Source organism: Luteimonas sp. RC10, from assembly GCF_014192745.1.
In the GTDB taxonomy this organism is placed as follows: domain Bacteria; phylum Pseudomonadota; class Gammaproteobacteria; order Xanthomonadales; family Xanthomonadaceae; genus Luteimonas.
Map to the genome: position 1 here is coordinate 657,489 of NZ_JACHYJ010000002.1, position 26,359 is coordinate 683,847.

General features: G+C 68.1%; 24 protein-coding genes, 1 tRNA gene and 2 pseudogenes. 10 read left to right on the forward strand and 17 right to left on the reverse strand.

All coding sequences use genetic code 11. From position 1 onward, the window contains the following. Positions 1-29 precede the first annotated feature (29 nt). Positions 30-1,943, forward strand: coding sequence for a 1-deoxy-D-xylulose-5-phosphate synthase (dxs, locus tag FHW73_RS06765; RefSeq protein ID WP_183425929.1), 1,914 nt, complete (start codon positions 30-32; stop codon positions 1,941-1,943). A 50-nt stretch (positions 1,944-1,993) separates the two neighbouring features. On the opposite strand, the gene FHW73_RS06770 is transcribed toward dxs, so the two are convergent. After that, complete coding sequence (locus tag FHW73_RS06770; RefSeq protein WP_183425930.1) at positions 1,994-2,698, reverse strand: winged helix-turn-helix transcriptional regulator; 705 nt, start codon at positions 2,696-2,698, stop codon at positions 1,994-1,996. 82 nt (positions 2,699-2,780) lie between these two features. Here FHW73_RS06770 and FHW73_RS17455 point away from each other — a divergent pair. Further along, positions 2,781-3,128 (forward strand): annotated as a pseudogene (locus tag FHW73_RS17455) (DUF1428 domain-containing protein); the annotation flags it as partial. Between the two features lie 30 nt (positions 3,129-3,158). After that, positions 3,159-3,491, forward strand: a complete 333-nt coding sequence (locus FHW73_RS17350; protein WP_345776158.1) for a DUF1428 domain-containing protein — start codon at positions 3,159-3,161, stop codon at positions 3,489-3,491. A gap of 52 nt (positions 3,492-3,543) precedes the next feature. On the opposite strand, the gene FHW73_RS06780 is transcribed toward FHW73_RS17350, so the two are convergent. The 10 genes from FHW73_RS06780 to thrS form a co-directional block, all read right to left on the reverse strand. Beyond that, positions 3,544-4,575 carry a TraB/GumN family protein gene (locus FHW73_RS06780; protein WP_183425932.1) on the reverse strand — a complete coding sequence of 344 codons (1,032 nt, stop codon included), beginning with the start codon at positions 4,573-4,575 and terminating at the stop codon, positions 3,544-3,546. Between the two features lie 134 nt (positions 4,576-4,709). After that, positions 4,710-4,786: transfer RNA gene (locus FHW73_RS06785), tRNA-Pro, on the reverse strand. 48 nt (positions 4,787-4,834) lie between these two features. Continuing rightward, positions 4,835-5,191 carry a MerR family transcriptional regulator gene (locus FHW73_RS06790; protein WP_183425933.1) on the reverse strand — a complete coding sequence of 119 codons (357 nt, stop codon included), beginning with the start codon at positions 5,189-5,191 and terminating at the stop codon, positions 4,835-4,837. Next, positions 5,184-5,501, reverse strand: a complete 318-nt coding sequence (locus FHW73_RS06795; protein ID WP_183425934.1) for an integration host factor subunit alpha — start codon at positions 5,499-5,501, stop codon at positions 5,184-5,186. Before FHW73_RS06795 ends, FHW73_RS06790 begins: the two co-directional genes overlap by 8 nt. A gap of 21 nt (positions 5,502-5,522) precedes the next feature. After that, a complete protein-coding gene (gene pheT, locus FHW73_RS06800) occupies positions 5,523-7,910 on the reverse strand; it encodes a phenylalanine--tRNA ligase subunit beta (protein ID WP_183425935.1) in 2,388 nt (795 codons plus the stop codon). Between the two features lie 102 nt (positions 7,911-8,012). Beyond that, on the reverse strand, positions 8,013-9,023 hold the full coding sequence (gene pheS / locus FHW73_RS06805; RefSeq protein WP_183425936.1) for a phenylalanine--tRNA ligase subunit alpha: 1,011 nt from the start codon (positions 9,021-9,023) through the stop codon (positions 8,013-8,015). 166 nt (positions 9,024-9,189) lie between these two features. After that, on the reverse strand, positions 9,190-9,549 hold the full coding sequence (rplT, locus tag FHW73_RS06810; protein ID WP_047136498.1) for a 50S ribosomal protein L20: 360 nt from the start codon (positions 9,547-9,549) through the stop codon (positions 9,190-9,192). 13 nt (positions 9,550-9,562) lie between these two features. Then, positions 9,563-9,760 carry a 50S ribosomal protein L35 gene (rpmI, locus tag FHW73_RS06815; RefSeq protein ID WP_047136497.1) on the reverse strand — a complete coding sequence of 66 codons (198 nt, stop codon included), beginning with the start codon at positions 9,758-9,760 and terminating at the stop codon, positions 9,563-9,565. Between the two features lie 375 nt (positions 9,761-10,135). Continuing rightward, positions 10,136-10,681, reverse strand: coding sequence for a translation initiation factor IF-3 (infC, locus tag FHW73_RS06820; protein WP_183425937.1), 546 nt, complete (start codon positions 10,679-10,681; stop codon positions 10,136-10,138). 66 nt (positions 10,682-10,747) lie between these two features. Then, complete coding sequence (thrS, locus tag FHW73_RS06825) at positions 10,748-12,655, reverse strand: threonine--tRNA ligase (RefSeq protein WP_183425938.1); 1,908 nt, start codon at positions 12,653-12,655, stop codon at positions 10,748-10,750. Between the two features lie 308 nt (positions 12,656-12,963). Here thrS and FHW73_RS06830 point away from each other — a divergent pair, with 308 nt between their 5' ends. Next, entirely contained in the window at positions 12,964-14,016 is a 1,053-nt protein-coding gene (locus FHW73_RS06830) for a LacI family DNA-binding transcriptional regulator (RefSeq protein ID WP_183425939.1), read from the forward strand. Here the strand turns inward: FHW73_RS06830 and FHW73_RS06835 are convergent. Continuing rightward, the gene (locus FHW73_RS06835; RefSeq protein WP_183425940.1) at positions 13,995-14,387 is read right to left on the reverse strand and encodes a group III truncated hemoglobin; all 393 of its coding nucleotides are present in this window, start codon (positions 14,385-14,387) and stop codon (positions 13,995-13,997) included. The genes FHW73_RS06830 and FHW73_RS06835 overlap by 22 nt on opposite strands. Before the next feature lie 163 nt (positions 14,388-14,550). On the opposite strand from FHW73_RS06835, the gene azu reads away from it, so the two are divergent. After that, positions 14,551-15,006 carry an azurin gene (gene azu, locus FHW73_RS06840; RefSeq protein WP_183425941.1) on the forward strand — a complete coding sequence of 152 codons (456 nt, stop codon included), beginning with the start codon at positions 14,551-14,553 and terminating at the stop codon, positions 15,004-15,006. A 677-nt stretch (positions 15,007-15,683) separates the two neighbouring features. Continuing rightward, complete coding sequence (gene nirK / locus FHW73_RS06845; protein ID WP_183425942.1) at positions 15,684-16,853, forward strand: copper-containing nitrite reductase; 1,170 nt, start codon at positions 15,684-15,686, stop codon at positions 16,851-16,853. An 800-nt stretch (positions 16,854-17,653) separates the two neighbouring features. Here the strand turns inward: nirK and FHW73_RS06850 are convergent. The 5 genes and pseudogenes from FHW73_RS06850 to FHW73_RS06870 form a co-directional block, all read right to left on the reverse strand. After that, the gene (locus FHW73_RS06850; protein ID WP_183425943.1) at positions 17,654-18,049 is read right to left on the reverse strand and encodes a SirB2 family protein; all 396 of its coding nucleotides are present in this window, start codon (positions 18,047-18,049) and stop codon (positions 17,654-17,656) included. Positions 18,050-18,143: 94 nt separating this feature from the next. Then, a complete protein-coding gene (locus FHW73_RS06855) occupies positions 18,144-19,367 on the reverse strand; it encodes an NnrS family protein (protein WP_255492747.1) in 1,224 nt (407 codons plus the stop codon). A gap of 191 nt (positions 19,368-19,558) precedes the next feature. Then, positions 19,559-19,828, reverse strand: a pseudogene (locus FHW73_RS06860) (acetyltransferase); the annotation flags it as partial. A gap of 327 nt (positions 19,829-20,155) precedes the next feature. Beyond that, positions 20,156-22,441: a nitric-oxide reductase large subunit gene (locus tag FHW73_RS06865; RefSeq protein ID WP_183425945.1), complete on the reverse strand. Its 2,286-nt coding sequence runs from the start codon at positions 22,439-22,441 to the stop codon at positions 20,156-20,158. Between the two features lie 158 nt (positions 22,442-22,599). Then, the gene (locus tag FHW73_RS06870) at positions 22,600-23,337 is read right to left on the reverse strand and encodes a Crp/Fnr family transcriptional regulator (RefSeq protein WP_183425946.1); all 738 of its coding nucleotides are present in this window, start codon (positions 23,335-23,337) and stop codon (positions 22,600-22,602) included. Positions 23,338-23,343: 6 nt separating this feature from the next. Here FHW73_RS06870 and FHW73_RS06875 point away from each other — a divergent pair, with 6 nt between their 5' ends. Genes FHW73_RS06875 through FHW73_RS06890 form a run of 4 tightly spaced genes read left to right on the forward strand, consistent with a single transcriptional unit; the run spans position 23,344 to position 26,327 of the window. Next, positions 23,344-24,390 carry a hypothetical protein gene (locus FHW73_RS06875; RefSeq protein ID WP_221187441.1) on the forward strand — a complete coding sequence of 349 codons (1,047 nt, stop codon included), beginning with the start codon at positions 23,344-23,346 and terminating at the stop codon, positions 24,388-24,390. Next, the gene (locus tag FHW73_RS06880; RefSeq protein WP_183425947.1) at positions 24,387-25,205 is read left to right on the forward strand and encodes an ABC transporter permease subunit; all 819 of its coding nucleotides are present in this window, start codon (positions 24,387-24,389) and stop codon (positions 25,203-25,205) included. Before FHW73_RS06875 ends, FHW73_RS06880 begins: the two co-directional genes overlap by 4 nt. Further along, on the forward strand, positions 25,198-25,887 hold the full coding sequence (locus tag FHW73_RS06885; protein WP_183425948.1) for an ABC transporter ATP-binding protein: 690 nt from the start codon (positions 25,198-25,200) through the stop codon (positions 25,885-25,887). The genes FHW73_RS06880 and FHW73_RS06885 overlap by 8 nt, the downstream gene beginning before the upstream one ends. Continuing rightward, positions 25,884-26,327 (forward strand): hypothetical protein, encoded by a 444-nt coding sequence (locus FHW73_RS06890; protein ID WP_183425949.1) that lies wholly within the window; start codon positions 25,884-25,886, stop codon positions 26,325-26,327. The genes FHW73_RS06885 and FHW73_RS06890 overlap by 4 nt, the downstream gene beginning before the upstream one ends. The last annotated feature ends 32 nt before the right edge of the window (positions 26,328-26,359 follow it).

Genomic DNA, 26,359 nt, shown 5'->3' on the forward strand with positions numbered 1-26,359 from the left:
CGGGCAGGGCCAGGCCTTACAATGCGCGGATGATCGATTCCTCGCGCTACCCGCGCCTTGCGCGCATCGACGCGCCGTCCGACCTGCGCCAGTTCGACGAGAGCGAACTGCCGGCGATCGCCGACGAGCTGCGCGCCTACCTGATCGAGTCCGTCGGCCGCAGTGGGGGCCATTTCGGCGCCGGGCTGGGCGTGATCGAACTCACGACCGCGCTGCATTACCTGTACGAAACGCCCGAGGACCGCATCGTCTGGGACGTCGGCCATCAGACGTACCCGCACAAGATCCTCACCGGCCGCCGCGACAGCATCCATACGGTCAAGCAGAAGGACGGCGTGGCGCCGTTCCCCAAGCGGGACGAATCGGAGTTCGACACCTTCGGCGTCGGCCACTCGAGCACCTCGATCTCGGCCGCGCTGGGCATGGCCATCGCCAACGCGCGCGCCGGCAACGAGCGCCGCGTGGTCGCCGTGATCGGCGATGGCGCGATGACCGCCGGCATGGCCTACGAGGCCCTCAACCACGCCGGCGGCATGGAGCCCGAGCCCGACCTGCTGGTGGTGCTCAACGACAACCGCATGTCGATCAGCGAGGCGGTCGGCGGCCTGACCCAGATGCTCGGCCGCATGACCGGCAGCCGCACGCTCAATGCCCTGCGCGAAAGCGGCAAGAAGCTGCTGGGCGACAAGAACAACCCGACGGCCCGGTTCGTGCGCCGCTGGGAGGAACACTGGAAGGGCATGTTCGTGCCGTCCACGCTGTTCGAGGAAATGGGCTTCCACTACACCGGTCCGATCGACGGCCACGACATGAAGGCGTTGGTCGGTGCGCTGAAGACGCTGCGTGGCCTCAAGGGGCCGCAGCTGCTGCACGTGATCACGACCAAGGGCAAGGGCTACGAGCTCGCCGAGGGCGACCAGATCGGCTACCACGCGGTCTCGCCGTTCGACCCGAGCACGGGCGTGGTCGCCAAGGGCGGCGCGAAGAAGCCCACCTACACCGACGTGTTCGGCGACTGGCTGTGCGACATGGCCGCCGTCGACGACCGCCTGCTGGGCATCACCCCGGCGATGCGCGAGGGCTCGGGCCTGGTGCGGTTCTCCAAGGAATACCCCGAGCGCTACTTCGATACCGCGATCGCCGAGCAGCACGCGGTGACGCTGGCTGCAGGCATGGCCTGCGAGGGCGCCAAACCGGTCGTGGCGATCTACTCGACGTTCCTGCAGCGCGCCTATGACCAGTTGGTGCACGACGTCGCGGTGCAGAATCTCGACGTGCTGTTCGCGATCGATCGCGCCGGTGTCGTCGGGCCCGACGGCGCCACGCATGCTGGCAACCTCGACCTGAGTTTTCTGCGCTGCGTACCGAACATGGTCGTCATGGCGCCCGCCGACGAAGACGAGGCCCGGCGCATGCTCACCACCGGCTTCCGCCACAAAGGCCCGGCCGCAGTGCGCTACCCACGCGGCACCGGCCCTGGCGTGGCGATCGACCCGGGTCTGGAGACGCTGCCGATCGGGCAGGCCCAGATCCGCCGGCAAGGTGGCCGTATCGCCCTGCTCGCCTTCGGCGCCATCGTGCCGGCCGCCGAGGCCGTCGCCGCCGAGCTGGGCCTGACGGTCGTCAACATGCGCTTCGTGCGCCCGCTCGACCGCGCGCTTGTGCTCGAGCTCGCGCGTTCGCACGACGGCTTCGTGACGCTGGAGGACAACGTCGTCGCCGGCGGCGCCGGTTCGGGCGTGGCCGAGCTGCTCAATGCCGAGGGCATCGCGATGCCGGTGCTGCACCTGGGCTTGCCCGATGCGTTCCAGCACCACGCCAGCCGCGAGGACCTGCTGGCCGAGGCCGGACTCGATGTCGCCGGTATCCGCACCGCAGTGCTGACGCGTTGGCCGGCGTTGGCGGCAGCGGCCGCGCCGGTCGTGGGCAGCGCGGCGGGCTGAGCCTCCGCGGCCGGGCCTGCGCGCCCCCGGCCCGGCCCGGCGCGCAGGCGTTATCGGACGTCGGCTTCGATCTTGTCGGGCAGTGTGAAGCAGCCGATGAAGCGCGCGGCGAGCCCGCGGTCGCCGGTGAGCCGCAACACGCCGGCCGCTTCGGCCTCATCGAACGACAGACCGCCGTAGACCAGACCTGCGAAGGTCGTGGTCGTCTCGGTGTCGAACACGACGTCCACCCCGTCCGCATCGCCGCGCTCGATCGTCAGCCCCGCCGAAGACAGCCGGCCGATGAAGGCATTGCCGGGAAAGCGGAAGGCCACCGTCATCGTCAGCGGCGCACGATCGGGCCGCAGCATCGTCCGTAGCGACAGCATCGTCGAAACCGCCGACAGCGGTCGCGTCGGGTCGTGCAGCGGCGAGCGTACCGCCCAACGGCCGAGCACCTGGAAGATCGGCTCGGCCTCGTAGCCCCAGGCCGTCAGCTCGTAGGCCCGCCCCCGGGCCGGCGGTGGCAACTGGCATTTGCGCAGCACGCCGATGCGTTCCAGCCCTGCCAGCCGCTGCGTCAGCACGTTCGCACTGATCCCGGTGAGGTCGGCCTTGAGGTCGGAAAACCGGCGCGGGCCGAACATCAGTTCGCGGATCACCAGCAGCGCCCAGCGCTCGCCGACGAGTTCCAGCGCAAGCGCGGCGCCGCAGGCGTCGTCGTACCAGCGCCCCACCATCGCCTGCGCCGATTCAGTTTCTTTTTCTAACTTCATGGTTGTTTTTTATAACTTCATGATCCAGGATCGGCAACCACGTCCATCGCGACGCCTCGTTCCATCCGACAGGAGAAAGCGCATGACCTATGTCCAGGGTTTCGTGGTCGCGGTCTCGACCGCCAACAAGGACGCCTACGCACAGCATGCCCGCGATGCCTTCGCTGTGCTGAAGACGTACGGCCCAGTCCGGTGCGTGGAGACCTGGGGCGACGAAGTGCCGCATGGCAAGCGCAACGACTTCCAGGGCGCGGTACAGGCGACCGACGATGAGACCGTGGTGTTCAGCTGGATGGAGTATCCGGACCGCGCGACCCGCGACGCGGCCCACGAGAAGATGATGGCCGACCCGCGCATGCAACAGATGCAGGACATGCCCTTCGACGGCAAGCGCATGATCCTGGGCGGCTTCGCCTCCCTCGTCGATGTCGGGACCGGCCGCGGCGGCTATGTCGACGGCATCGTGCTGCCGGTTCCAGCACGCGCACGCGATGCGTACACCGCGATGGCGCGCAAGACCGCCGAGGCGTTTCTGGAGTACGGGGCCGTCCGCGTGATGGAGGCCTGGGGCGATGACGTGCCCGAGGGCAAGCACACCGATTTCCGACGTGCGGTGCTGCTCGAAGACGACGAACACGTGGTGTTCTCGTGGATCGAATGGCCCAGCCGGGAGGTGCGCAATACGGCGTGGCCGAAGCTGATGGAGGACCCGCGGATGCGCCCGGATGGCGAGATGCCGTTCGATGGCAAGCGCATGATCTACGGCGGCTTCGCCCTGCTTGTGGAGGCCTGAGCCAACGCGCTGCGGGTGTGCGGGTCCGCCGCGCTGTAGGCGCCGGCGGCCGCTACGGTGCTTGGACCTCGTAGCCCTTGGCTGCCAGCTTGGCGAGATAACCGTGCTCGCCAAGCACGAGCGACATCGGCAACACGGCGAACGTCGTCTGGTTCTGCGCGAGCGCGCTCTCGGCGGCCTGGAGCCACTGCGCCTCGACGCGTCGATCGACGTCTTCCACCCCGAGCCGCTTGGCCAGCGCGCCTTGAGTGAAAGTCCGCATGCACACGGTGTAGGTGTTCTCGCCCTGCAGCGCGCGCAGCGCATCGATATCGCCGACGGCCCAGGCATTGGCGCGCTCGCCCATGTGCTGCAGGTCGCGCTCGATGCGCGCGAGCATGCGCTCGAAACAGGGCAGATCGTCGAGCGGGGCGCCGCCGAACTCGCGCAGCGCCGCCTTCGTGTCGTCCACCCGGATCTCGAGGTCGGTACGGACGATGGGCACCCGATGCGCCTTCGCCAGACGCGTGACCACCGGCTCGATGATGCCGTCCTGACGCATGCGCATGCGTGCAATCGCCGAGGCATAGAGTTCGCCGGCCGCGAACACCGGGCGCCAGCGCTCGACCCGATCGCTGCGGCCGATCCATCGCGCCTTCAGCGGCGCCCAACGCGCGTAGAGCGCAGGCGGCACGACATCCTGCAGTTGCTTGCCGTCCGGATTGCGCCGGGCCCGCAGCAACGCCGGCACCATCAGCAGCGTTCGGAACCGGCCGACATCGGCGCGCAATTCGATCTGCGGCGCGGTGATCACGGTCTGCGCACGCGCGATGACCGCCTCGACCTCGTCCGTACTCCAGTCGATGTCGCGCGGCAACGGCGACACCTCGCCGAGCACATAGAGCGTGTGATCGCCGCGGCGCACCTGCCAGAGCCCCGGGCCGGGCTGGACGCCCGAGACCACGACCGGCCCCATGTCGACGATGCCCGCTTCGCTGGCTGGCGGTGGCGGTTGCGCGCCGGCCGCGGGCGCCTGCGCCCACGCGGTAACCGCGCCTGCGATCAGCACCATGCCCATCACGATTCCGACGATTCGCCCGCGCATCGATGGCGTCCCAGATCCGAAGCCGCGATTGGATGCCGGTCTGCCCCGCCGGGCAAGCCTTCGGCGATCCGGCCACCAGGCCGGAGTCAGGTGAGCGCGCAAAAAAAGACCCGCGCGAGGCGGGCCTGAATATTTGGTCGGGGTAGCCGGATTCGAACCGACGACCACTTGTCCCCCAGACAAGTGCGCTACCAGGCTGCGCTATACCCCGGAAAGCTGGGCAGTATACCCGTTGGCGGGCGTTTCGCCCATGCCTGCGTCAACGCTTGAGCAGTTGCAGCACGTCTTCGAGTTCCATGCGCACCTGACGCACGATCTGGCTGCTGAGCGCCGATTCCTGCTTGGCGCCAGCGCCCTCCAGGCGCAGACGCGCGCCGCCGATCGTGTAGCCCTGCTCGTAGAGCAGGCCGCGGATCTGACGCACCATCAGCACGTCGTGGCGCTGGTAGTAGCGGCGGTTGCCGCGACGCTTGACCGGGCTGAGGCTCGGGAACTCGGTTTCCCAGTAGCGCAGCACATGCGGCTTGACGTCGCACAGTTCGCTGACCTCGCCGATCGTGAAATAGCGCTTGGCCGGAATCGGCGGCAGTTCGCGGTTGCTGCCCGGATCAAGCATGTCCGGCTCCCGCGCCGACGGTGCCGGTGTAGGCCTCGACCCGCTCCTTGAGCTTCTGCCCAGGGCGGAAGGTGACCACTGTGCGCGCGGAGATCGGAATCTCCTCGCCGGTCTTGGGGTTGCGGCCGGGGCGCTCGTTCTTGCGCCGCAGGTCGAAGTTGCCGAAGCCCGACAGCTTGACCTGGCGGCCGTGCTGCAGCGCTTCGCGCAGGACGTCGAAGAACGCATCGACGAATTCTTTGGCCTCGCGCTTGTTCAGCCCGACTTCCTCGTAGAGCTTCTCGGCCATGTCCGCCTTCGTCAACGCCACGCCCGCATCCCCTTGTCCACCTCAGCCTCGGATCTTCGCGCCGTGGTCGCGCGCCAGCGCTTCGACCACGTTCGCGACCACTACTTCGACATCGCGATCGGTCAGAGTGCGTGAAGTTTCCTGCAGAATCAAGCCCATGGCGAGACTCCTGAAACCCGATTCGACGCCCTGCCCGGCATAGCGGTCGAACAGCCGGATCCCGGTCAGCAGCGGGCCGGCGGCCGCGCGGGCGGTGGCCTCCAGCGCGGCCCAGTCGACCGCGTCGGGGGCGACGATCGCCAGGTCGCGGCGCACCGACGGGAAACGCGAGAGCGGCGCCACGCGCGGCAGTGCGCGGGCCTGCAGCGCTGCGGCATCGAGCTCGAACGCCACGACCGACGTGTCGATGCCCAGCGCGCGCAGTAGACGCGGATGCAACTCGCCGATCCAACCGACCCGCACGCCATCGCGCAGCACGTCGGCCGAGCGGCCCGGATGGCCATGCGCCACGGTCGAGCGCCTGAACGTCAGCTGGGCACCGGCCACCGCGGCCAGCGCCTCGAGGTCGCCCTTGAGGTCGAAATAGTCGACTGGCCGCGCGGGTTGGCCCCACTGCTCGGCCTGCGCATCGCCGGCGACCGCCGCCGCAACCCGCAATGTCTCCACCGGTGCACCCGCCGCTCCCGACGCCGGATCCGCGTTTGCGAACACCTTGCCGAGTTCGAACAGTCGCACGCGCGTCTGCTGGCGGGCGAGGTTGCGCGCCAGCGTCGCGACCAGCCCCGGCAGCAACGCGGTCCGCATGACGCCCAGTTCGGCGCTGAGCGGGTTGGCCAGCGGTACGGCGCCGTCGTCGGCCTGCCAGGCCGCGAGCAGCGCGGCGTCGACGAAGGCGAAGTTGACCGTTTCCAGGCAATCGCGGGCCACCAGTTGGCGACGCAGCTCGGCCTCGGCGACCTGGGTCTCACTGGGAGCGGCGATCCGCGTCGCGCCCCCTGGCAGCGTCGTCGGCACCCGGTCGTAGCCATGGATGCGCACGACTTCCTCGATCAGGTCTTCCTCGATTGTCAGGTCGAAGCGCCGCGTCGGCGCAGTGACCTGCCAGCCGTCGGCATCGGCGACGACCTCCAGTCCGAGTGCGCGCAGGATGCGCTCGACCTCGGCGTCGTCGACGGTCAGCCCGAGCACGCGCGCCAGCCGTGCGCGGCGCAGCGCGATCGTGCGCGGCTGCGCGAGATGCGCATCGAGCTCGGCGACGGTCACCGGGCCAGCGCGGCCGCCGGCGACATCGAGGATCAGCCGTGTCGCGTATTCGAGTGCGGTGCGCGGCAGTTCGGGATCTACACCGCGTTCGAAGCGATGCGCGGCATCGGTGTGCAGGCCCAGGCGCCGGCTGCGGCCGATGATCGCGTCGGGTGCGAAGTGCGCCGATTCCAGGAACACGTTGCGCGTGGCATTGGTCACGCGGGTGTCGAAGCCGCCCATCAGGCCGGCCAGTGCGACGACGCGGTCGTTGTCGGTGATCGCCAGGAACTGCGGGTCGAGCGTCGCGTCACGGCCATCGAGCAGCTTGAGCGTTTCGCCCTGGCGTGCACGGCGCACACCCACCGGGCCGGTCAGCAGGTCGCGGTCGAAGGCATGCATCGGCTGGCCGAGTTCGAGCATCACATACTGGGTGACGTCGACGAGGAAGCTGACCGGGCGGATACCGCTGCGGCGCAGGCGCTCGGCCATCCATACCGGTGTCGGACGCGTCGCATCGACGCCCTCGATCACCCGGCCGAGATACCGCGGCGCATCGCTGCCGGCATCGAGCGCCACCGGCAGTGCAGCGCCCGATGCGACCTCCACGGGCGGCGCCTGCAACGGCGCGACCTGACTGCCGAACGCGGCGGCGACATCGAACGCGATGCCGCGCACGCTGAAGCAGTCGGCGCGGTTGGGGGTGAGCTTGAGCTCGATCGTGGCGTCCGGCAGGCCGAGGTAATCGGCCAGCGGACGGCCGATCGGCGCGTCGTCGGGCAGTTCGAGCAGTCCCGAGGCATCGGCGTCGAGCCCAAGTTCCTTGGCCGAGCACAGCATGCCGTTGGACGCGACGCCGCGCAGCTTGGCGGCCTGGATCGTCAGCTCGCCCACGCGCGTGCCGATCGTCGCCAGCGGCGCGACCAGGCCCGGGCGCGCATTCGGCGCACCGCAGACGATCTGCAGCGGCGCCGCGCCGCCGGCGTCGACCTGACACACCTGCAGCCGGTCGGCCTCGGGATGCTTCTCGGCCGAGACGATGCGCGCCACGACCACGCCCTCGAGCGCGTCGTCCAGCGGCACGATGTCCTCGACCTCCAGGCCGATCGCCGTCAGCGTCGCCGCCAGGTCCTCGCGCGATGCCTCGGTGCGCACGTGCTGGCGAAGCCAGCTTTCGGAAAATTTCATGCTGAAATTCCGTGAGTCGTAATGGGGGATGCGTGGTTCAAAAAGCGGCGGGTCGCGATGGGGCGCGCGATCCGTCTACCCGGATCACGCATCGCACATTCCTCAAGCGAACTGCCTGAGAAACCGCACGTCGTTTTCGAAGAACGCGCGCAGGTCATCGACGCCGTAGCGCAGCATGGCGAAGCGCTCCACGCCCATGCCGAATGCGAACCCGGTATAGCGCTCAGGGTCGATGCCGACCGCCTTGAGCACGTTGGGATGCACCATGCCGCAGCCCAGCACCTCCAGCCAGCGGGTGCTGCCGTCGGCCTGCTGCCAGGCGATGTCGACCTCGGCGCCGGGTTCGACGAACGGGAAGTAGCTGGGACGGAAACGCATCTCGAAATCGCGCTCGAAGAACGCGCGCACGAACTCGCTGAGCGTGCCCTTGAGGTCGGCGAACGTCGCGTGCTCGTCGACCAGCAGGCCTTCGACCTGGTGGAACATCGGCGAGTGGGTCTGGTCGCTGTCGGAGCGGTAGACCTTGCCGGCGGCGATCATCCGCAGCGGCGGGCGGTGCTCGCCCATGTAGCGCACCTGCACGCCGGAGGTGTGCGTGCGCAGCAGGCGCGCGACCCCGGCCGCGTCGGGCGCGAAATAGAACGTGTCGTGCATCGCGCGCGCTGGATGGTGCGGCGGGAAGTTCAGCGCCTCGAAGTTGTGCCAGTCGTCCTCGATCTCCGGGCCGTCGGCCAGCTCGTAGCCCAGCCGGCCGAAGATGTCGGCGATGCGCTCGAGGGTACGGCTGATCGGATGCACGCCGCCGCGACCGGCGTCGCGCCCGGGCAGGGTCACGTCGATCGTCTGCGAGGCCAGGCGCGCGTCGAGCGCGGCGTCCTCGAGCGCAGTCTTGCGCTGGGCCAGGGCCGCACCGATCGCGTCGCGCGCGCGGTTGATGGCCTCGCCGGCCGCCTTGCGCTGATCACCGGGCAGTGCGCCAAGCGCCTTGAGCTGGGCAGTGATGCTGCCGCTCTTGCCCAGCAGCGCCACGCGCAGCGCTTCGAGCGCTTCGGGCGTGGCTGCCGCGTCGATGTCGGCCAGCGCCCGGCTCGACAGGGATTCGATTTCGCTCATCTACAGGCCCGTCACTGAGGGAGGTCCGTGTCGCGGACGCGCCCGAACACCGGGGCGCCGCACATTCGGATGCCGCAAAAAACGATGGGGAAGGACTTGCGCCCTTCCCCACGTGACCGCCGGACGGATCCGGCGGCAGTACCGCTTTACGGTGGAGACGACGGCCTTAGGCCGCCAGCGCGCCCTTCGCCTTCTCGGCAAGCGCGGTAAAGCCGGTCGCATCGTGCACCGCGATATCGGCCAGGACCTTGCGGTCCAGCGTGATGCCAGCCTTGAGCAGGCCGTTCATGAAGCGGCTGTAGCTGATGCCGTTCAGACGGGCCGCCGCGTTGATGCGCGTGATCCACAGCGAACGGTAGTCGCGCTTCTTCTGCTTGCGACCGATGTAGGCGTACTGGCCGGCCTTGATGACGGCCTGCTTGGCGACGCGGAAGACCTTGCGACGGGCGTTGTAATAGCCCTTCGCGCGGCCGAGGACCTTCTTGTGACGGCGGCGCGCTTGGACGCCACGCTTGACTCGTGCCATGGTTCAGTCCTCCTCAGAGATACGGCAGCATGCGGTCGAGACGACCGCTGTCGCACGCCGGAATGTGGTTCGTCTGGCGGAGATTGCGCTTCCGCTTCGTCGCCTTCTTGGTGAGGATGTGGCTGCGATTGGCGTGGCCGGCCTTGTACTTGCCGGAAGCCGTCTTCCGGAAACGCTTGGAAGCGCCCCGGTGCGTCTTGATCTTGGGCATTGCGAGAGTCCTTGTGGGATACGAGTACTGACCGGGCGGTGGCGTTCGCCACACTTTCCATCCATGCCCATGCCGGTGTTCAGGCCTCGATCCCTGCGGGATTCCGGCCGGTCCTGATACCGCTCAAACCACCCGGACAGGCCGGGAGCCGCGCATTATGCCGCGCGCCGCTTTGGCTTGCAAATCATCGGCTTGGCCTTCCGGAAAGCGGCGCATCCGCGTCCGCCGGGCCTCGCCGGGCGCGATCGCCCTGGGGCGCGGCCAAATGGCGGCGTTGCCGAAAACGCAAAGAGGCGCCTTGCGGCGCCTCTCTTCACCCTGCCCCGGTCCGGAACAGGCGAGCCGGAGTCCTGCCGCGCCCGAGGACGCGACCGGTCAGCGCTTCTTCGGCGCGATCATCATCACCATCTGCCGGCCTTCCAGGCGCGGCCGCGACTCGATGACGATGTCCTCGCCCAGGTCGGCCTCGATCCGCGCCGCCATCTCGCGGCCCAGTTCCTGGTGGCTCATTTCGCGGCCACGGAAGCGGATGTTGACCTTGATCTTGTCGCCGTCTTCCAGGAAAGCCCGCATCTTGCGCAGCTTGATCTGGTAGTCGCCCTCGTCGGTGACCGGCCGGAACTTCAGTTCCTTGATCTCGACCTGCTTGGTCTTCTTCTTGGCCTCGTTGGCCTTCTTCTGGGCTTCGAACTTGAACTTGCCGAAGTCCATGATCTTGCAGACCGGCGGGTCCGCATTGGGCTGGATCTCGACGAGGTCGAGTCCCTCCTCTTCGGCGGCGCGCAATGCATCGTCGCGCGAGAGCACGCCAATCATTTCTCCGTCCGAACCGATCACGCGCACACGGGGTACGCGGATATCCTGGTTGCGCCGATTCTGCTTGTCAGGGGTGCTAATACTGCAATCTCCGAAATGGAACATACCGCCGGCTCGTCAGCCAACGGGGCGACCGGCGCGGCCGATGATGGCGCCGCGCCGGTGAAGAACTCATGCTGACACCGGCTCCGCGCGGAGGCGCGAAACGAAATCGCCGACCGGCATCGTGCCCAGATCTTCCCCGGACCGCGTCCGAACCGCGACTGCGCCGTTTTCCTTCTCGCGGTCCCCGACCACGAGCAGATACGGCACCCGCTGCAGCGTGTGCTCGCGGATCTTATAGCCGATTTTCTCGTTCCGCAAATCGGCCTCGACCCGGACGCCTTGATTCGCAAGGGATTTCCGCACCGCCTCGACGAAGTCGGCCTGGGCATCGGTGATGTTCATCACCACCGCCTGCACCGGGGCCAGCCAGGCGGGGAACTGCCCGGCGTGGTGCTCGATCAGGATGCCGATGAAACGCTCCATGGAACCGACGATCGCCCGGTGCAGCATGACCGGGGTGCGGCGCTGGCTCTGCTCGTCGACGTACTCCGCGCCCAGGCGCCCGGGCATCATGAAGTCGACCTGCATCGTGCCCAGCTGCCAGGTCCGGCCGATGGCGTCCTTGAGGTGGTACTCGATCTTCGGGCCGTAGAACGCGCCCTCGCCCGGCAGCTCCTCCCAGGCCACGCCGCAGGCCGACAACGCATTGCGCAGCGCGGCCTCGGCCTTGTCCCAGGTCGCGTCGTCGCCCAGCCGCGATTCGGGCCGCAGCGCGATCTTGATCTGGATGTCCTGGAAGCCGAAATGCGCATAGACCGCCAGCGCCTGCTGGTGAAACGCGGTCACCTCCGACTCGATCTGCGCCTCGGTGCAGAACACGTGGCCGTCGTCCTGGGTGAAGCCGCGCACGCGCAGGATGCCGTGCAGCGCGCCCGAGGGCTCGTTGCGATGGCAGGAGCCGAATTCGCCATAGCGGATCGGCAGGTCGCGATAGCTGTGCAGGCCCTGGTTGAAGACCTGCACGTGGCCGGGGCAGTTCATCGGCTTCACCGCATAGGTCCGCTTCTCGGACTCGGTGAAGAACATGTTGTCCTTGTAGTTGTCCCAGTGGCCGGACTTCTGCCACAGCGAGACATCGAGGATCTGCGGGCAGCGCACCTCGCCGTAGCCACTGTCGCGGTAGACCTGGCGCATGTACTGCTCGACCACCTGCCACAGCGCCCAGCCCTTGGGGTGCCAGAACACCAGACCCGGCGCTTCTTCCTGCAGGTGGAACAGGTCCTGGGCCTTGCCGATGCGCCGGTGGTCGCGCTTCTCGGCTTCCTCGATGCGCTGGATATAGGCCTTGAGCTGCTTGGCGTCGGCCCAGGCGGTGCCGTAGATGCGCTGGAGCTGCTCGTTCTTCGAGTCGCCGCGCCAGTACGCGCCGGAAATGCGCGTGAGCTTGAACGCCTTGAGGAAGCGCGTATTGGGCACGTGCGGCCCGCGGCACATGTCGACGTATTCTTGATGGAAGTACAGCCCCATCTCAGTGATGTCCGGCCCCATGTCGTCGATCAGCCGCAGCTTGTAATCCTCGCCGCGCGCCCGGAACGTCTCGATGACCTCCGCACGCGGGGTCATCTTCTTGATCACGTCGTATTCGGTGTCGATCAGCTCGCCCATGCGCTTCTCGATCGCTGCCAGGTCCTCGGGCGTGAACGGCCGCTCGCTGTAGACGTCGTAATAGAAGCCTTCGTCGATCACCGGGCCGATGACCATCTTGACCTCGGGGTAGAGCTGCTTGACCGCGTGCCCGACCAGGTGCGCGCAGGAGTGGCGGATGATCTCCACACCCTCCGGGTCCTTGGGGGTGAGGATCTGCAGCGAGGCATCGTGGTCGATCAGATCGGAAGCGTCGACCTGGCGGCCGTCGACCTTGCCGGCGACGGTGGCCTTGGCCAGGCCCGGGCCGATCGACTGGGCGACCTGCATGACCGTGACGGGGTGGTCGAACTCGCGGCGGCTGCCGTCGGGAAGCGTGATGGTGATCATGGGCGTGATGGCTATGAGGAGAGGTGGAGATTCGCGAACGCGGGCCGATCGCAAGCAGTCGATTGTCGTTCCCGGGTCGCGGCGTGTCGCACAAAAAAAGCGCCGCGAGGGCGCCTTGGAGGACCCGCGGGGACGATCAGCGCTGGAAGGGGGTAGTGCTCATGTCGCACGCTCGGCCGGCGCAAACGCGGGCCACCTGTTCGGCTGGAGGGACGCCAGGGGCCGATTCTAGCCCAGAACGCCGGGCCGGCGTTGCGCGCCGCGGCCGTGGCATCATGCGGTCGCCCCCAGCGCCGCGACGGCGTGCGATGACCATCAAAGGCAAGCCCACTTCCCTCGATATCGCGCACCTGGCCGGCGTGTCCCAGCCGACCGTCTCGCGCGCATTGCGCGGCCACCCGTCGGTGAGCCGGGACACGCGCGAGCGCATCCTCGCGATCGCCCGCGAGCTCAACTACAAGGTCGACAAGAACGCCTCCAACCTGCGCTGCCAGCAGTCCGGCACGCTGGCGCTGCTGTTCTTCGAAGAACCGGCGGACGATGCGATCAATCCGTTCTTCCTGTCGATGCTCGGCGCGATCACCCGGGCCTGCGCGCTGCGCGGCTACGACCTGCTGATCTCGTTCCAGCAGCTCTCCAGCGACTGGCACGCCGACTACGAGGACTCCCACAAGGCCGACGGCCTGCTGCTGCTCGGCTACGGCGACTACCTCCAGGCCCGCGACCGGCTGCAGCAACTGGTCGAACAGGGCACCCGCTTCGTGCGCTGGGGCGCGGCGCTGCCGGGCCAGCCGGGGGTGTCGATCGGCAGCGACAACTTCCAGGGCGGCCGGGCGATGGCCGAGCACCTGCTCGCGCAGGGGCGCCGGCGCATCGCCTTCCTCGGCGACGCCTCCGCGCGCTATCCCGAGTTCCAGGAGCGCCACCGCGGCCTGGCGGCGGCGTTGACCGAGGCCGGCCTGCCCACCGGGCCCGCCCTGCAGGTCGATGCGGTCACCAGCGAGCAGTCCGGCTTCGAGGCCGCCCGCACTCTGCTCGCCCGCGGCACGCCATTCGACGCGATCTTCGCCGGCAGTGATCTGATCGCGATCGGCGCGATGAAGGCGCTGCACGAGCACGGCCTGCGGGTGCCCGACGATGTTGCGGTGGCCGGATTCGACGACATCCCGCTGGCCGCGTTCGTGACCCCGGGGCTGTCGACCGTGCAGCAGGACACGCGTCAGGCCGGCGCGCTGCTGGTCGATACGCTGATCGCGCAGATCGAAGGGGCGCCGGTCGAAAGCCGGACGATTCCCGGCCGGCTGGTGCTGCGCGGCTCGACCGGCGCGCTGTCGCCGGCTCAGCCGCGCGCGTCGCGGTAGCGCGCCAGGAACGTCGCGGCGACCCGCTCGGCCATCTCGTCGGCCAGTTGCTGCATCGGCGCATTGCCCAACTCGGCGGTGGTCTGGCGGAACAGCGCCAGCCAGCGCGCGAACATGGCCTCATCGAGCCCATCCAGGCGCATGTGTCGCTGCACAGGCGCGCCGCGGAACCGTCGCGTCCCGCGCAACATCGCCGACCAGAAGTCGACCAGCAGCGCCAGATGGGCTGGCCAGTCCTCGACATGCGCCTCGAACACCGGCCCCAGCTGTGCGTCCGCGCGGGCCCGCGCATAGAACGCGTGGACCAGCCGGACCACGTCCTCTTCGCTGCACAAAGCGGGACCGGGAGTGGGTGTCGAGCGGTCGGGCATGGTCGGTGCGCCGGGCCGTAAGCGCCCGGAATGAACGGCAGGGAAGCGCATCATCCCGGCGGATCACCTGAAAGGCCAGGAATGATCCAGATCAAGGCGCGGCGGCCGGCAACGGGGGAAGATGGCCCCACGCAAGAAGACCAGACCCCAACGGAGACGCTCCATGAACACCCGTACGATGCTGCTCGGCCTCGCCCTCCTCGGTGCCGCCGGCATGGCCCACGCCACTCCGAACTGCAAGGTCAGCCTGAAGGGCAACGACCAGATGCAGTTCGACCAGAGAACCGCCACGGTGTCGGCGAGCTGCCGCACGGTCACGATCGAACTCGCCCACGTCGGCAACCTGCCGGTCACCGCCATGGGCCACAACGTGGTCCTGACCGCGACCCCGGACGCCGATGCGGTCGCCCGCGACGGCATCAAGGCCGGCGCAGCCGCCGACTACATCCAGGCCGGCGACAAGCGCGTGCTGGCGCACACCAAGCTGGTGGGTGGCGGCCAGACGACCACGATCACCCTGCCGGGCTCGGCGCTCAAGGCCGGTGGCGACTACACCTACTTCTGCTCCTTCCCGGGCCACTCGGCGATCATGCGCGGCAAGCTGGTCGTCCAGCCCTGACCGCTCGCCCCGGGCCCACGGCCCGACCCGCGACACCAGGCGCCACCTTCGGGTGGCGCTTTTTTTGATGCTTCTCCCACTGCGGGAATGGCGCGCCTCCTCGGATACCAGCGCCCTGCCAGCGGAAGTCGCCTCCCTCGACCTGGCCGCTTCGCGACGCGGGCGCCCTCCCGCCACAAACCGGGGTCAGAGTGCACTTTCGCCTTGCGAAATCGCACTCTGACCCCGGTTCTTTTACGCCGGTTGTCTGGCAGTCCGCTGCTGCGGACAGTGGCAGCTTCTCTCCGGGCGGAAAACGCACGCTTTCGGAGTCTCCGTCCCGGCCCGGCGGCCCGCTTCACTTCGCGGATCGCCGGTATGAAGACCTTGTCTCGGCGCGCTGCCAGCGCTTGCGTTGCCCGCCTTCTCGCCGGATATCGTCGCGCCCTCCTTCAAGACCGGACCGCACGGCCACTGGGCGACCGGATCGGCCAAGGCACCTGCCCAATCGCGCTTCAAGAGCCGATTGATTTGAATCAACATCGGTTTTGATCGAAATCAATTTATTCAATTGAAACAATAATCAACCGATTATTTGTTCACATATTCTTGATCCCGATCAAGGCGGCAGATAATCCTCGGACGCATATTGTTTCCACGCCAATAACAAGCGAACGGAAACAAGAGGAGACACCCAGATGAACGTCCTGAAGACCAGCCTGCTCGCCGCTGCGATCGCACTCGCAGCCTCCCCTCTGCTGTCCAGCCCCGCTCAGGCGGTCGATGCCAAGGACCTCGTCAACGCGACGCTGAGCGACGCCTCGGATCTGGCCAACCTGCCGCGCCAGCACGTCGAACTCAAGCGCCCGCCGTTCGTCCATGATCACGACCAGGTCGCCAAGGGCGGCCCCAAGGTCATCCAGTTCACGCTGCCGATTGTCGAAAAGGAAATCGTCATCGACGGCCAGGGCACCACGATGCACGCGATGACCTTCGGCGGTTCGGTGCCGGGTCCGTTGATGGTCGTGCACGAGGGCGATTATGTCGAACTCACGTTGGTCAATCCCGCAACCAATTCGATGGTGCACAACATCGATTTCCATGCGGCCACCGGCGCGCTGGGCGGCGGCGACCTCACGGTCATCCAGCCCGGTGAGGAAGTGGTGCTGCGCTGGAAGGCCACGCGTCCGGGCACGTTCGTCTACCACTGCGCCCCGGGCGGTCCGATGACACCCTGGCACGTGGTCTCGGGCATGCAGGGCACGGTGATGGTGCTGCCCCGCGACGGCCTGAAGGACGGCGACGGCAAGCCGCTGCACTACGACCGCGCCTACTATGTCGGTGAAACGGACTTCTACGTCCCGCGCGATGCCGACGGCAACTTCAAGACCTATGGCTCGCATGCCGAGGCGCTGCCCGACACACTGGCCACGATGAAGAGCCTCACACCCTCGCATGTCGTGTTCAACGGCGCCGTCGGCGCACTGACGGGAGAGCACGCGATGACCAGCAAGGTCGGCGAAACGGTCCTGCTGGTGCACTCCCAGGCCAACCGCGACAGCCGTCCGCATCTGATCGGTGGCCATGGCGACTACGTCTGGGAAGAAGGCAAGTTCAACAACGCGCCGGCCAAGGACCTGGAGACCTGGTTCATCCGCGGCGGCTCGGCGGGCGCTGCGCTCTACACCTTCCGTCAGCCGGGCCTGTATGTGTATCTCAACCACAACCTGATCGAGGCTGTCCTGCTCGGTGCCGCCGCACACATCAAGGTCGACGGTGACAAGTGGAACCACGACCTGATGACCACGCCGTCCCCGGCCGGTCCGATCAAGGCCAGCACCAGCCTGGCGCTGCCTGCCGACAAGTAAGTCACGCGCTCTCTCCAGCGCCTTGGGCCACCTCTGCATTGCAGGGGTGGCCTTTCTTGTTCTCGGCGTGCCACAGACCGTCACATTCCACAACGCCGGAAGATGCGCCGCGTGTCGTGCCGGGGCACTGTCACCCGTCAGATTCGGCGCCTGCAGGACGTCCACCCACGCCGTGGCCGGGTCGATCGACCACGAAGCATCGCGATTGGCGTCGCGCGCCTGAGGGTCTGCACCCTGCGCGGCCCACGCCACATGCCGGACGCTGCCACCTGGCCCCTTGCGTGCAGGGGGACCGCCCACTCAGCCGATGCCGGTCTGCTCACGGCCCGACCCCCATCGCCCCGCCCGCCTGCGCATGCCAATCCCACCGGACGCGGTCGACCAGAAGCCAGCGCTCTCAACGCCATCCTTTGACGGGGCTGCGCGGCTGTGGATGCTGATGGGTCAGACCGGGCGCATTGCCCACCTGGTGCCACTGGCACCGACGTCTACTGCACAGAGCGCAGCGGGACAGGACGCCGGTTAAGCGCACCGGCGCTCAGCGCACATGGAGCTGCGGGCGCGTACCACCAACGCACACGCTGTGCCGACGATGCACACCAGGTGTGCAGGCGCACTGACCGGTTCGTCAGACGTGCGAGCGGTGTGCGTCAGATGCTGGCGCCGCGTTGCGGCGATCCACCGCGAGGCTCGAACACGCGATGCCCTTGAGGATGAGGCATCGTCAGTCGGCACTGCGGCACGACGCAGTGCCGGGGCATGAAGACGAGCGTGCGCGCCTCGCCAGCACCGGCGCTCGTTCAGAGCAGGTAGAAGAGCCCCAGCGGGTGATGTGCACGGGCGATGCAGTAGATCTGCCCGAACGTCAGCAACGCGGCGACATAGAACATGACCCGCGCGCGCCGCGACCGCTTCTCGCCGAAGGCCAGAATGCCCAGTACGACATAGACCACGATCAGCACCACCTTGGTCGCCAGCCAGCCGTTGGCATAAAGCGCGCCGGGCAGGATGGTCAGCAGCATCATCGCTGCGGTCAGCAGCGCGGTATCGATCGTATAGCTGGCGTAACGCACGACAGCCGCCTTCGGCCAGCGCATGCCGGCAAGCAGCGCCGCACCACGCAGCGCGAACAGCGCGCCGCTGGTCAACGCCAGTCCCATGTGCGCATGCTTGATCTGGGGATAGAACTCGATCATCGGAACGGACCCTCGACGCGAAGCCGGCCAGTGCGCCAAGGTTGCGACGCGGCCGGCGATGAAAGCAGCAGCATGCCCGACGTCCCTGCGACCGTCATCCGGGCTTGCCGTCGGCGCGCGGCGACAGATAGATGGCGCCGATGCGGGCGACCCACGGGCCGAGCACGACCAGCCAGCCGAGCGCGGATACCGCCAGCCACAGCATCGTGTCGGGCAGCACCTCGGCTGAGATCCGCAGCGCGGCGACGACCTGGATGCCGACAAATGCCCACCATGCCGTGCCGGTCATGCGCAGCGGGCGCCCGGAATGGCCCTGGGTGACGCGCGTCACCATCGCGACCAGCACGCTGCCGAACAGGCCGATGAACAAGGCGTGCGCCGGTGCGCGGCCAAGCAGGAACGTCCCGGTCTGCAGATACAGCAGGCTCTGCGCGGCATGCAGCACGTACGTCACCGGCCACCACGACAGCCCGAAGAACAGCGTACTCAGCAGCCCGGGCGCGGCGCCCCGTGGCCACCAGCGCCAGAGCGTGTACAGGGCCAGGGCGAGCATCGGCAGATCGACCAGCCACAGCCAGGCATAGGCATGTACGAGCTCGAGCGCCAGATGCGCGATCAGCAAGGCCCACATCGCACCGAGCCACCACATCGGTCGCCAGGCGACGTAACCGGGCACGGCATTGCCGGCGAAGAACGGAAACATCCGGTGCGCGACGGTGAGGTACACCGGCGCCAGCAAGCCGAAGGTCCCGAGCTTGATGCTGACAAACACCAGCCATGGCGAGCCGGTCGCAACGAACCCGGCGAAGCACAGCAGCCCCGCCATGCCCAACCACAACGCGGCCAGGCACGACCAGGCATGCCAGGTGCGACCGCGCTCGGCCAGCACCAGCCGCGTCAGCAGCCACAACCCGGCGCCCCAGCCGGCCAGCGTCATGAACAGGCCGATCGTCAACGCGACCTCCAGCCCCAGCGCTGCGCACAGCAGCAGCGCCTGACCGCCCATCAGACCGATGCCGACCGGCAGGTACTGCCAGCGCGGCACCTCGCGCAGGCCCATCCAGCGCGGAAACGTGGTCAGCAGGAAACCGAAGAAGAAGCTCGGCAGCACCTGGTACTGCATCACGAACGCGTGCAGCCAGCCTGGATAGGTCGCCGCTTGCGGCATTCCGAAGCCCAGCGACCAGCGTTGGGACACCAGCCAGGCCGCCCACCACAGCATCGCGAGCAGCAGATTGCCCGCACCGATGAAGAACATCAGCCGGTGCGGGGCAGCCGCCAACAGCTGTGGCGAGGGACGGGATGCGGGTGATTTCATGCAGGCATCTTCGGCCATGCGCCACGGCCGCGTCGTTGACGTGGGTCAACCGCATGCCGGAACTGCAGGGGCTGGCGTCACGCGACCGCGATCCCCACCGGCCACGACCGCGCTTCAAGACCGCGCGCAGCACCCCATGCCGCGGTACGACGCTGCAACAGGGCGATGACGTGGCGAGGCATGACCGCGGCTCAGCCGCCGTGGCGCAGATGGATCAACGGATAGGGCCGCCCCTGCGCGTCGTGCGCCGAGCGGCCGATCTCGACAAAGCCCATCCGCAGATAGAACCCGAGCGCCTGCGCATTCTGTGCATTGACGTCGGTACTCAGCCCGGGATATCGGGCCAGCGCATGCTCGACCAGCAAACGACCGACACCGGTACCGCGCGCAGCGGGATCGATGAAGAGTGCGTCCATATGGTGACCGTCCAACAGCATGAAACCCACTGGCCGGTCCTGGGCATATGGAACGTCACGGCCAGGATGGAAGCGATAGTGTGCCCGGGGCCTCGCCGCACCGGAACAGTGATGGCGCCTGCACAGGCTGACGAAGCGAAGAGCCGAACGTGAAGGCGGCCGCCATGCAACGGCCGGGGTCGAGGGCCCGTATGCCGCGGTTGCCCAGCCAGGAGTGATGCCCGCCCCGCGCTTGGGCCGCGAATGCGCTGCCGACCTTCTGGGGCCGACGACACGCAATGCGGCTGGCGGTCACTGCCGACTGGATCACGCTGGCCCCAAAAAGAACCGGGGCCGCGTGGCGGCCCCGGTCGGTGCAACAGATCAGTGGAATCAGCGCTTGGCGGCGGCGATACCGGCGGCGTTCACAGGCACAGACGCCTGCTTGGGCGCGATCCACAGGCGCAGGACGAACCAGGCCAGTGCCAGCGCGCCCACGCTGAAGAGCGTGTCGGCCGGAACGCGCATCCACACCAGCATCTCCACCAGCGGCTGCTGCATGAACTCCGCCGAGCGTGCGTACCAGTAGCCATGATCGAGCACTGCGTTGAGCTGCAGGATGCCCAGCGGCAGCAGCGTGAACGCCGACATGCCCGCCAGTCCGATGTTGAGCGACCAGAATGAAACCTTCAGCGCGCGCTCGTTCCATTCCACGCCCGGCTTCAGGCCGCGCAGGCAGAACAGCATCAGGCCGATGCCAAGCATGCCGTAGACACCGAACAGTGCGGTGTGGCCATGGTTGGCCGTCAGGTTCAAACCTTGCATGTAGTACAGCGGCAGCGGCGGGTTGATCAGGAACCCGAACAGGCCCGCACCGACGAGGTTCCAGAACGCCACTGCGATGAAGAACATGATCGGCCACTTGTAGCGCTGCATCCACGGCGTCGAGCGGCCCAGTCGATAGCTCTGGTAGGCCTCGAATCCGACGTAGGCCAGCGGCACCACTTCGAGCGCAGAGAAGCTCGCACCCAGCGCGATCACCGAGGTGGGCGTGCCAGCGAAGTACAGATGGTGCAGCGTGCCGAGTACGCCACCAGCCATGAACACGACCGTCGCGAACAGCACGGCGATCGTGGCGGTGCGCACCTGCAGCAGGCCCAGGCGGGTGAACAGGAAAGCGATCACCGCCACCGCGAACACCTCGAAGAAGCCTTCCACCCACAGGTGCACGACCCACCAGCGCCAGTACTCGACCATCGACAGGTGCGTGTGCTCGCCCCACATCAGGCCCGCAGCGTAGAACACGCCGATCGCCACGACCGACAGGAACAGCAGGCTGACGATCGAGCGCGATTCGCCGCCGTGGCGGATCGCCGGCCACAGCGCGCGGCCGACCAGCGTCAACCACAGGATCAGGCCGATGAACAGGAACCACTGCCAGAAGCGGCCAAGATCGACGTATTCCCACCCCTGGTGACCGAACCAGAAGTTGTGCGCCAGACCCATCTTCTGCATCACCGCGAACCACTGGCCGGTGAACGAACCGACCACGATCGTGATCAGGCAGATCCACAGCACGTTGACGCCCAGACGCTGGAACTTCGGCTCATGGCCCGAGATCGCCGGCGCGATGTACAGCCCCATGCCGAGCCAGGCGGTGGCGATCCACAGCACCGCGAGCTGTGTGTGCCAGGTGCGCGTCAGCGAGTACGGCAGGATGTCGGCCAGCGCGAAACCGTAGGCCTCCTGGCCCTCGACCTGGTAATGCGCGGTCGTCGCGCCGAGCAGGATCTGCACCAGGAACAACGCGATCACGATCCAGAAGTACTTGGCGCTCGCGCGCATCGACGGGGTGATGCGGATCGAGGCCAGCGGGTCGGTCCGCGGCAGCTCGGGCACCATCTCGTCGCCGTGGTTGACCGCGTAGTGCCAGCCCAGCAGCGCGACACCGGCGATCAGGAACAGCACACTGAAGACGGTCCACAGGAAGGCGCTGGGCGGCGGCGTGTTGCCGACCAGCTCGTCGGCCGGCCAGTTGGCGGTGTAGCTGATCACGTCATCGGGACGCTCGGTCACCGACGACCAGGCCGCCCACCAGAAGAAGCCGGTCATCGCCTTGCGGTGTGCGGCATCGGGCACCGTGTCGTTGCGCATCGCGTAGGCTTCGCGCAGCTCCGCGGTGGCCGGCTCGTTGCCGAACAGGTCGATGTAGTGCGCGCCGACCAGCGCCATCGCCTCGGCACGATCGCGCTCGATGGTGATGGTGCCCGCGCTTTCGTCCCAGGTATTGCGGCGCAGCAGCGCCTGCACGCGCTTGGCGTAGGCGGCCTGGGTCGGCTCGTCGAGCTGCTTGTAGCTGTCGACGCCATGCTCGCGGCGTGCCCACAGGTCCAGCACGGCTTCGGCTTCGCGGTGCAGCCAGTCCGCGCCCCAGTCGGGGGCGACATAGGCACCATGGCCCCAGATCGAGCCCAACTGCTGTCCGCCGATCGATTGCCACACCTGCCGGCCGGTCTCGATGTCGGCGCGGGTGAACAATACATCGCCATCGACGGTGACCACCTTGTCGGGCATCGGCGGCGCTTTGCGGTGGACCTCGCTGCCCACCCATAACAGCACCGCGAAGGATGCGAGCAACAGGGCGGTCAGCCCTATCCATAACTTGCGTGTCGAACTCATGGCACTGGTCTCTTTCGGGGTCCGCGGCATCGTCGGCCAGCCCCGCCCGGGCAACCTTGACCTGTGTCAAGCACGCGTGAAATGCGCGCGAGCGCTATGGGAATCCAGTGTTCCAGGGATTTTTTGACGGCGCGCACACTGTGCCGGAACCGATGCACTCAGAACGGACGCGTTGCCTCACTGCAGAGGCCGCGCAGGAACGCCGGATCGCAGAGCCGCCAGTCGCGTCGATTGCCCTGCAGACGCCCTTGCCGGCGCCACGCGGAGAGCAGTCGGCTCAGCGTCTCGGCTCGCATCCCGAGCCGTCCGGCAAGTTGCTGACGACCGATCGGAATCCGGACCGCATTTCCGGTGATCGGCAATGCCAGGAGGTAGGCAGCCAGCCGTTGTGGCGCGGAACTGGCGGCCAGCCAATCGACCTCGTTGGTCCGCAGGTAGATCCGCTCGCCGAGCCAGTCGAGCATCCGCAGCGCGAATCCCGGTGACGACGCGCAGGCCAAACGAAGCGCCGCGCGTGGTAGCCGGTAGCCGCGAACCTGGGTCTGAGCGCGCGCACTCATCGGATAGCGCGCATGCGCCATGAACAGCGCCGACTCGGCAACCAGTTGCCCGGCGTCGAACAGGCTGTGCACGCGCTCCTGACCGTCCTTGCCAAGGCGCAGCACCTCAACCCGACCCGTCGTGATCAGCAGGCAGCACCCGGCGGACGCCCCTTCCCGGAACAACCACGCCCCCGGCATTGCCTGAAATACCTGCATCGAGACGGCGAGTGCACTGACCGTCGCTGGCTCTGCGGCGAACAGCGGATGTGCGGCGAGTCGCGCATGGGCATCGGCGGCTTCGTATCGGTCGACTTGATTTATGTCATTTGTCGTGGCGGCGGGACAGTCGATCATGGCCACATGAGAATAAGTCTTGTTTTCGGAATTGCCCAGCCGCGCGCCTCATGGCGGGCCACCGCGCTCACGCTGTTGCTGATGCTGCTCCTGTCGGCCTGCAAGGGCCCGGCGGACGCGCCGCCGGATGTGGACATGGCCGGCAACGACGCCCCGCTACGTCTGGCCGGACCCGGGGCGGTTGTGAGCTTTCCGCTGATGCGCATGGCGCAGACCGGCATCGCCACTGCCGACGGCCTGCGTCCGGTCCGCTTCGCGTTGTGGCACAGCCCAGACCAGTTGCGCGTGCTGATGGCGCGCGGCGAGCTCGACTACAGCGCCGCGCCCGCCAATCTGCCGGCGCTGATGCGCAACCGCGGCGAACCGGTGCGCCTGCTCAATGTCTCGGTCTGGGGCCTGCTGTGGCTGGTGAGCCGCGACGCTGACGTTCACGACCTCGACGACCTGCGCGGCCAGACGCTGCTGACGCCATTCCGCCGCGACATGGGCGCGATCGTACTGCATGCGCTGCTCGACGCCCGAGACCTGCAGCCGGAGCGCGACCTGCAACTGCGCCAGACCCGCGATGGCCTGGATGCAGTCACTCTGATGCTGGCCGACCAGGGCGATCACGCCCTGCTGCCCGAGCCGACCGCATCGCTGCTGCTCCATCGCAACGCCGAGCGCGGCGGCGCGCCGCTATATCGTGTGCAGAGTGTGGAGACCGCCTGGGCGCAGACCTTCCCGCGACAGCCAGAACTGCCGCAGGCCGGGGTCATGGCCTCGGCGCGCATGGCCGGCGACGCCGCGCTGGGCGACGCGGTCGTCGCCGCCTACGCGGACGCGGCGCGCTGGTGCAAGGCCGATCCGCCGGCGTGCGCGGCGCTGGCGCATACCCATCTGCCGCAGATGCCGGTCGAGGCGCTGGAACAGTCGATCCGCGTGACCCGGCTCGATGGGCTGCCGGCCGCGTCGGTCCGGCCGCAGCTCGAGGCACTCTACGCACTGCTGCTCGACGGCCAGCCCGAAACGATCGGCGGCCGCCTGCCCGACCCGGCGTTCTACGGACCATGAGCGCCTTCGCGCGCGCCAGCCGCCATCCGCTGCCGTGGACGCTGCTGGGCGCTTGCGCGCTCGGCATCGCCTGGCATGTGGCGGCCGTGCGCCTGGGCCCGATGCTGATGGCCACGCCTGCGCAAACCCTGCGCGCGATGACCGTGCTGATCGCCAGCGACGACTTCCGCCACCACGCGAGTGTCACTGCGCTGCGCATCGCAACCGGCGTCAGCCTGGCAGTCGCGATCGGCATGGTGCTCGGTTTGCTGGCCGGGCGTGCGCCACGGCTGCGCGCGATACTCGAGCCTTTGCGCTGGCTGCTGATGGCAGTGCCGGGCGTGATCGTGGTGGTACTGGCGATGCTGTGGTTCGGGCTCGGCACTTCGATGGTGGTGTTCATCACCGTCGCGCTGGTCGCACCCGGGGTCTACGTCAATACACTCAAGGGCCTGCTGCTGGTCGATCCTGCGCTGGAGGAAATGGCGCGGGTCTATCGGTTCGGACGCTGGCGCCGGCTGCGCCATGTGGTGCTGCCCGCACTGACCGCGCCACTGTGCGCGGCGCTGCTGATCGCCACCTGCGGCGGCGTGCGCCTGGTGGTGATGGCCGAGGTGCTCGGCGCGACCGACGGCGCCGGCTTTGCGCTGGCCAACGCGCACGGCAGCCTTGACGGCGCCGGGCTCTACGCCTGGGCGGCGCTGGTGCTGGGCGTGGTCGCGGCGCTCGAGCTTGGCCTGCTGCGCCCGCTGCAGCAGCGGCTCACGCGCTGGCAGCGCGACACCACGCAGCCGGACCTCCGGCGCGCAGCGCCACGGAGCGCGGCCGATGCTTGAGCTGTCGAACATCGTGCTCCGGCGTGGCCGACACCACGTGCTCGACGGCGTCGCGCTGCGCATCGCGCCGGGCGAGCGGGTCGGCCTAGTCGGCCCCAGCGGCGCCGGCAAAAGCAGCATGCTCAAGCTCGTCGCCGGCCTGCTACAGCCCGAGCGTGGCACATGCCGCAACGGCTTTACGCATACCTGCCTCGTCTTCCAGGAACCGCGACTGCTGCCATGGCGGCGCGTGCGCGACAACCTGACGATCCCATTGCGTGCCGCCGGCTACGACGCCACCCAGGCGCGGGCAATCGCCGACGACTGGCTGGCGCGTGTCGGCCTGTCGGGCTGCGCCGATGCTTGGCCCGGTCAACTCTCCGGTGGCATGGCGCAGCGCGTGGCGCTGGCACGCGCGTTTGCACTGTCACCCGACCTGCTGCTGCTCGACGAACCGTTCGCCGCGCTCGATCCGCCGCTGCGCCGCGCACTCGGCGCGCTGTGCGACGACGCGCTCGCACGCACCAGCGCGGCGCTGCTGTGCGTGAGCCACCACCCCGACGAACTGGCCGAGCGGGTCGACCGCTGCCTGCTGCTCGAGCACGGCCGCCTGCGGCCGCATCCCCTGCCCGGCCCGCGCTCCGTGCGCGCGGCCGACCGATCCCCGCCAGCCGCGCCCGATGCGCATGCGAGCCCGCCATGAGCCACTACGCCCTGCTCCACGTCCTGCACCTGTTCGCCGCATTCGTCTTCGTCGGCACGGTGTTCTTCGAGGTGCTGATCCTCGAGGGCGTGCGTCGCCACGTGCCGCGCAACGTCATGCACCAGATCGAGGTCGCGATCGGCGCGCGTGCGCGCCGGCTGATGCCCTGGGTGCTCCTGGTGCTCTACGGCAGCGGACTGGGCATGGCCTGGCGCTACCGCGCACTGCTCGCCGATCCGCTCGCCAGCAGCTTCGGCACGCTGCTGACGCTCAAGATCGTGCTCGCGCTGAGCGTGTTCGGGCATTTCCTGTTCGCGATGCGCCTGCGCGGCCGCGGCCGCCTGGTGTCGTCGACCTTCAAGCGCCTGCACCTGAGCGTGTTCGCGCACATGGTCGGCATCGTCCTGCTCGCCAAGCTGATGTTCCACCTGGGCTGGTGAGCGTCTCTCCTTCCTTTCCCCACCGAGCGAGT

Coding starts and splice junctions, on each gene's coding strand:
- dxs (WP_183425929.1), top strand. CDS start 30: ATGATCGATTCCTCGCGCTACCCGCGCCTTGCGCGCATCGACGCGCCG.
- FHW73_RS06770 (WP_183425930.1), bottom strand. CDS start 2,698: ATGAAGTTAGAAAAAGAAACTGAATCGGCGCAGGCGATGGTGGGGCGC.
- FHW73_RS06780 (WP_183425932.1), bottom strand. CDS start 4,575: ATGCGCGGGCGAATCGTCGGAATCGTGATGGGCATGGTGCTGATCGCA.
- FHW73_RS06790 (WP_183425933.1), bottom strand. CDS start 5,191: ATGCTTGATCCGGGCAGCAACCGCGAACTGCCGCCGATTCCGGCCAAG.
- pheT (WP_183425935.1), bottom strand. CDS start 7,910: ATGAAATTTTCCGAAAGCTGGCTTCGCCAGCACGTGCGCACCGAGGCA.
- pheS (WP_183425936.1), bottom strand. CDS start 9,023: ATGAGCGAAATCGAATCCCTGTCGAGCCGGGCGCTGGCCGACATCGAC.
- rplT (WP_047136498.1), bottom strand. CDS start 9,549: ATGGCACGAGTCAAGCGTGGCGTCCAAGCGCGCCGCCGTCACAAGAAG.
- rpmI (WP_047136497.1), bottom strand. CDS start 9,760: ATGCCCAAGATCAAGACGCACCGGGGCGCTTCCAAGCGTTTCCGGAAG.
- infC (WP_183425937.1), bottom strand. CDS start 10,681: ATGTTCCATTTCGGAGATTGCAGTATTAGCACCCCTGACAAGCAGAAT.
- thrS (WP_183425938.1), bottom strand. CDS start 12,655: ATGATCACCATCACGCTTCCCGACGGCAGCCGCCGCGAGTTCGACCAC.
- FHW73_RS06830 (WP_183425939.1), top strand. CDS start 12,964: ATGACCATCAAAGGCAAGCCCACTTCCCTCGATATCGCGCACCTGGCC.
- FHW73_RS06835 (WP_183425940.1), bottom strand. CDS start 14,387: ATGCCCGACCGCTCGACACCCACTCCCGGTCCCGCTTTGTGCAGCGAA.
- azu (WP_183425941.1), top strand. CDS start 14,551: ATGAACACCCGTACGATGCTGCTCGGCCTCGCCCTCCTCGGTGCCGCC.
- nirK (WP_183425942.1), top strand. CDS start 15,684: ATGAACGTCCTGAAGACCAGCCTGCTCGCCGCTGCGATCGCACTCGCA.
- FHW73_RS06850 (WP_183425943.1), bottom strand. CDS start 18,049: ATGATCGAGTTCTATCCCCAGATCAAGCATGCGCACATGGGACTGGCG.
- FHW73_RS06855 (WP_255492747.1), bottom strand. CDS start 19,367: ATGAAATCACCCGCATCCCGTCCCTCGCCACAGCTGTTGGCGGCTGCC.
- FHW73_RS06865 (WP_183425945.1), bottom strand. CDS start 22,441: ATGAGTTCGACACGCAAGTTATGGATAGGGCTGACCGCCCTGTTGCTC.
- FHW73_RS06870 (WP_183425946.1), bottom strand. CDS start 23,337: ATGATCGACTGTCCCGCCGCCACGACAAATGACATAAATCAAGTCGAC.
- FHW73_RS06875 (WP_221187441.1), top strand. CDS start 23,344: ATGAGAATAAGTCTTGTTTTCGGAATTGCCCAGCCGCGCGCCTCATGG.
- FHW73_RS06880 (WP_183425947.1), top strand. CDS start 24,387: ATGAGCGCCTTCGCGCGCGCCAGCCGCCATCCGCTGCCGTGGACGCTG.
- FHW73_RS06885 (WP_183425948.1), top strand. CDS start 25,198: ATGCTTGAGCTGTCGAACATCGTGCTCCGGCGTGGCCGACACCACGTG.
- FHW73_RS06890 (WP_183425949.1), top strand. CDS start 25,884: ATGAGCCACTACGCCCTGCTCCACGTCCTGCACCTGTTCGCCGCATTC.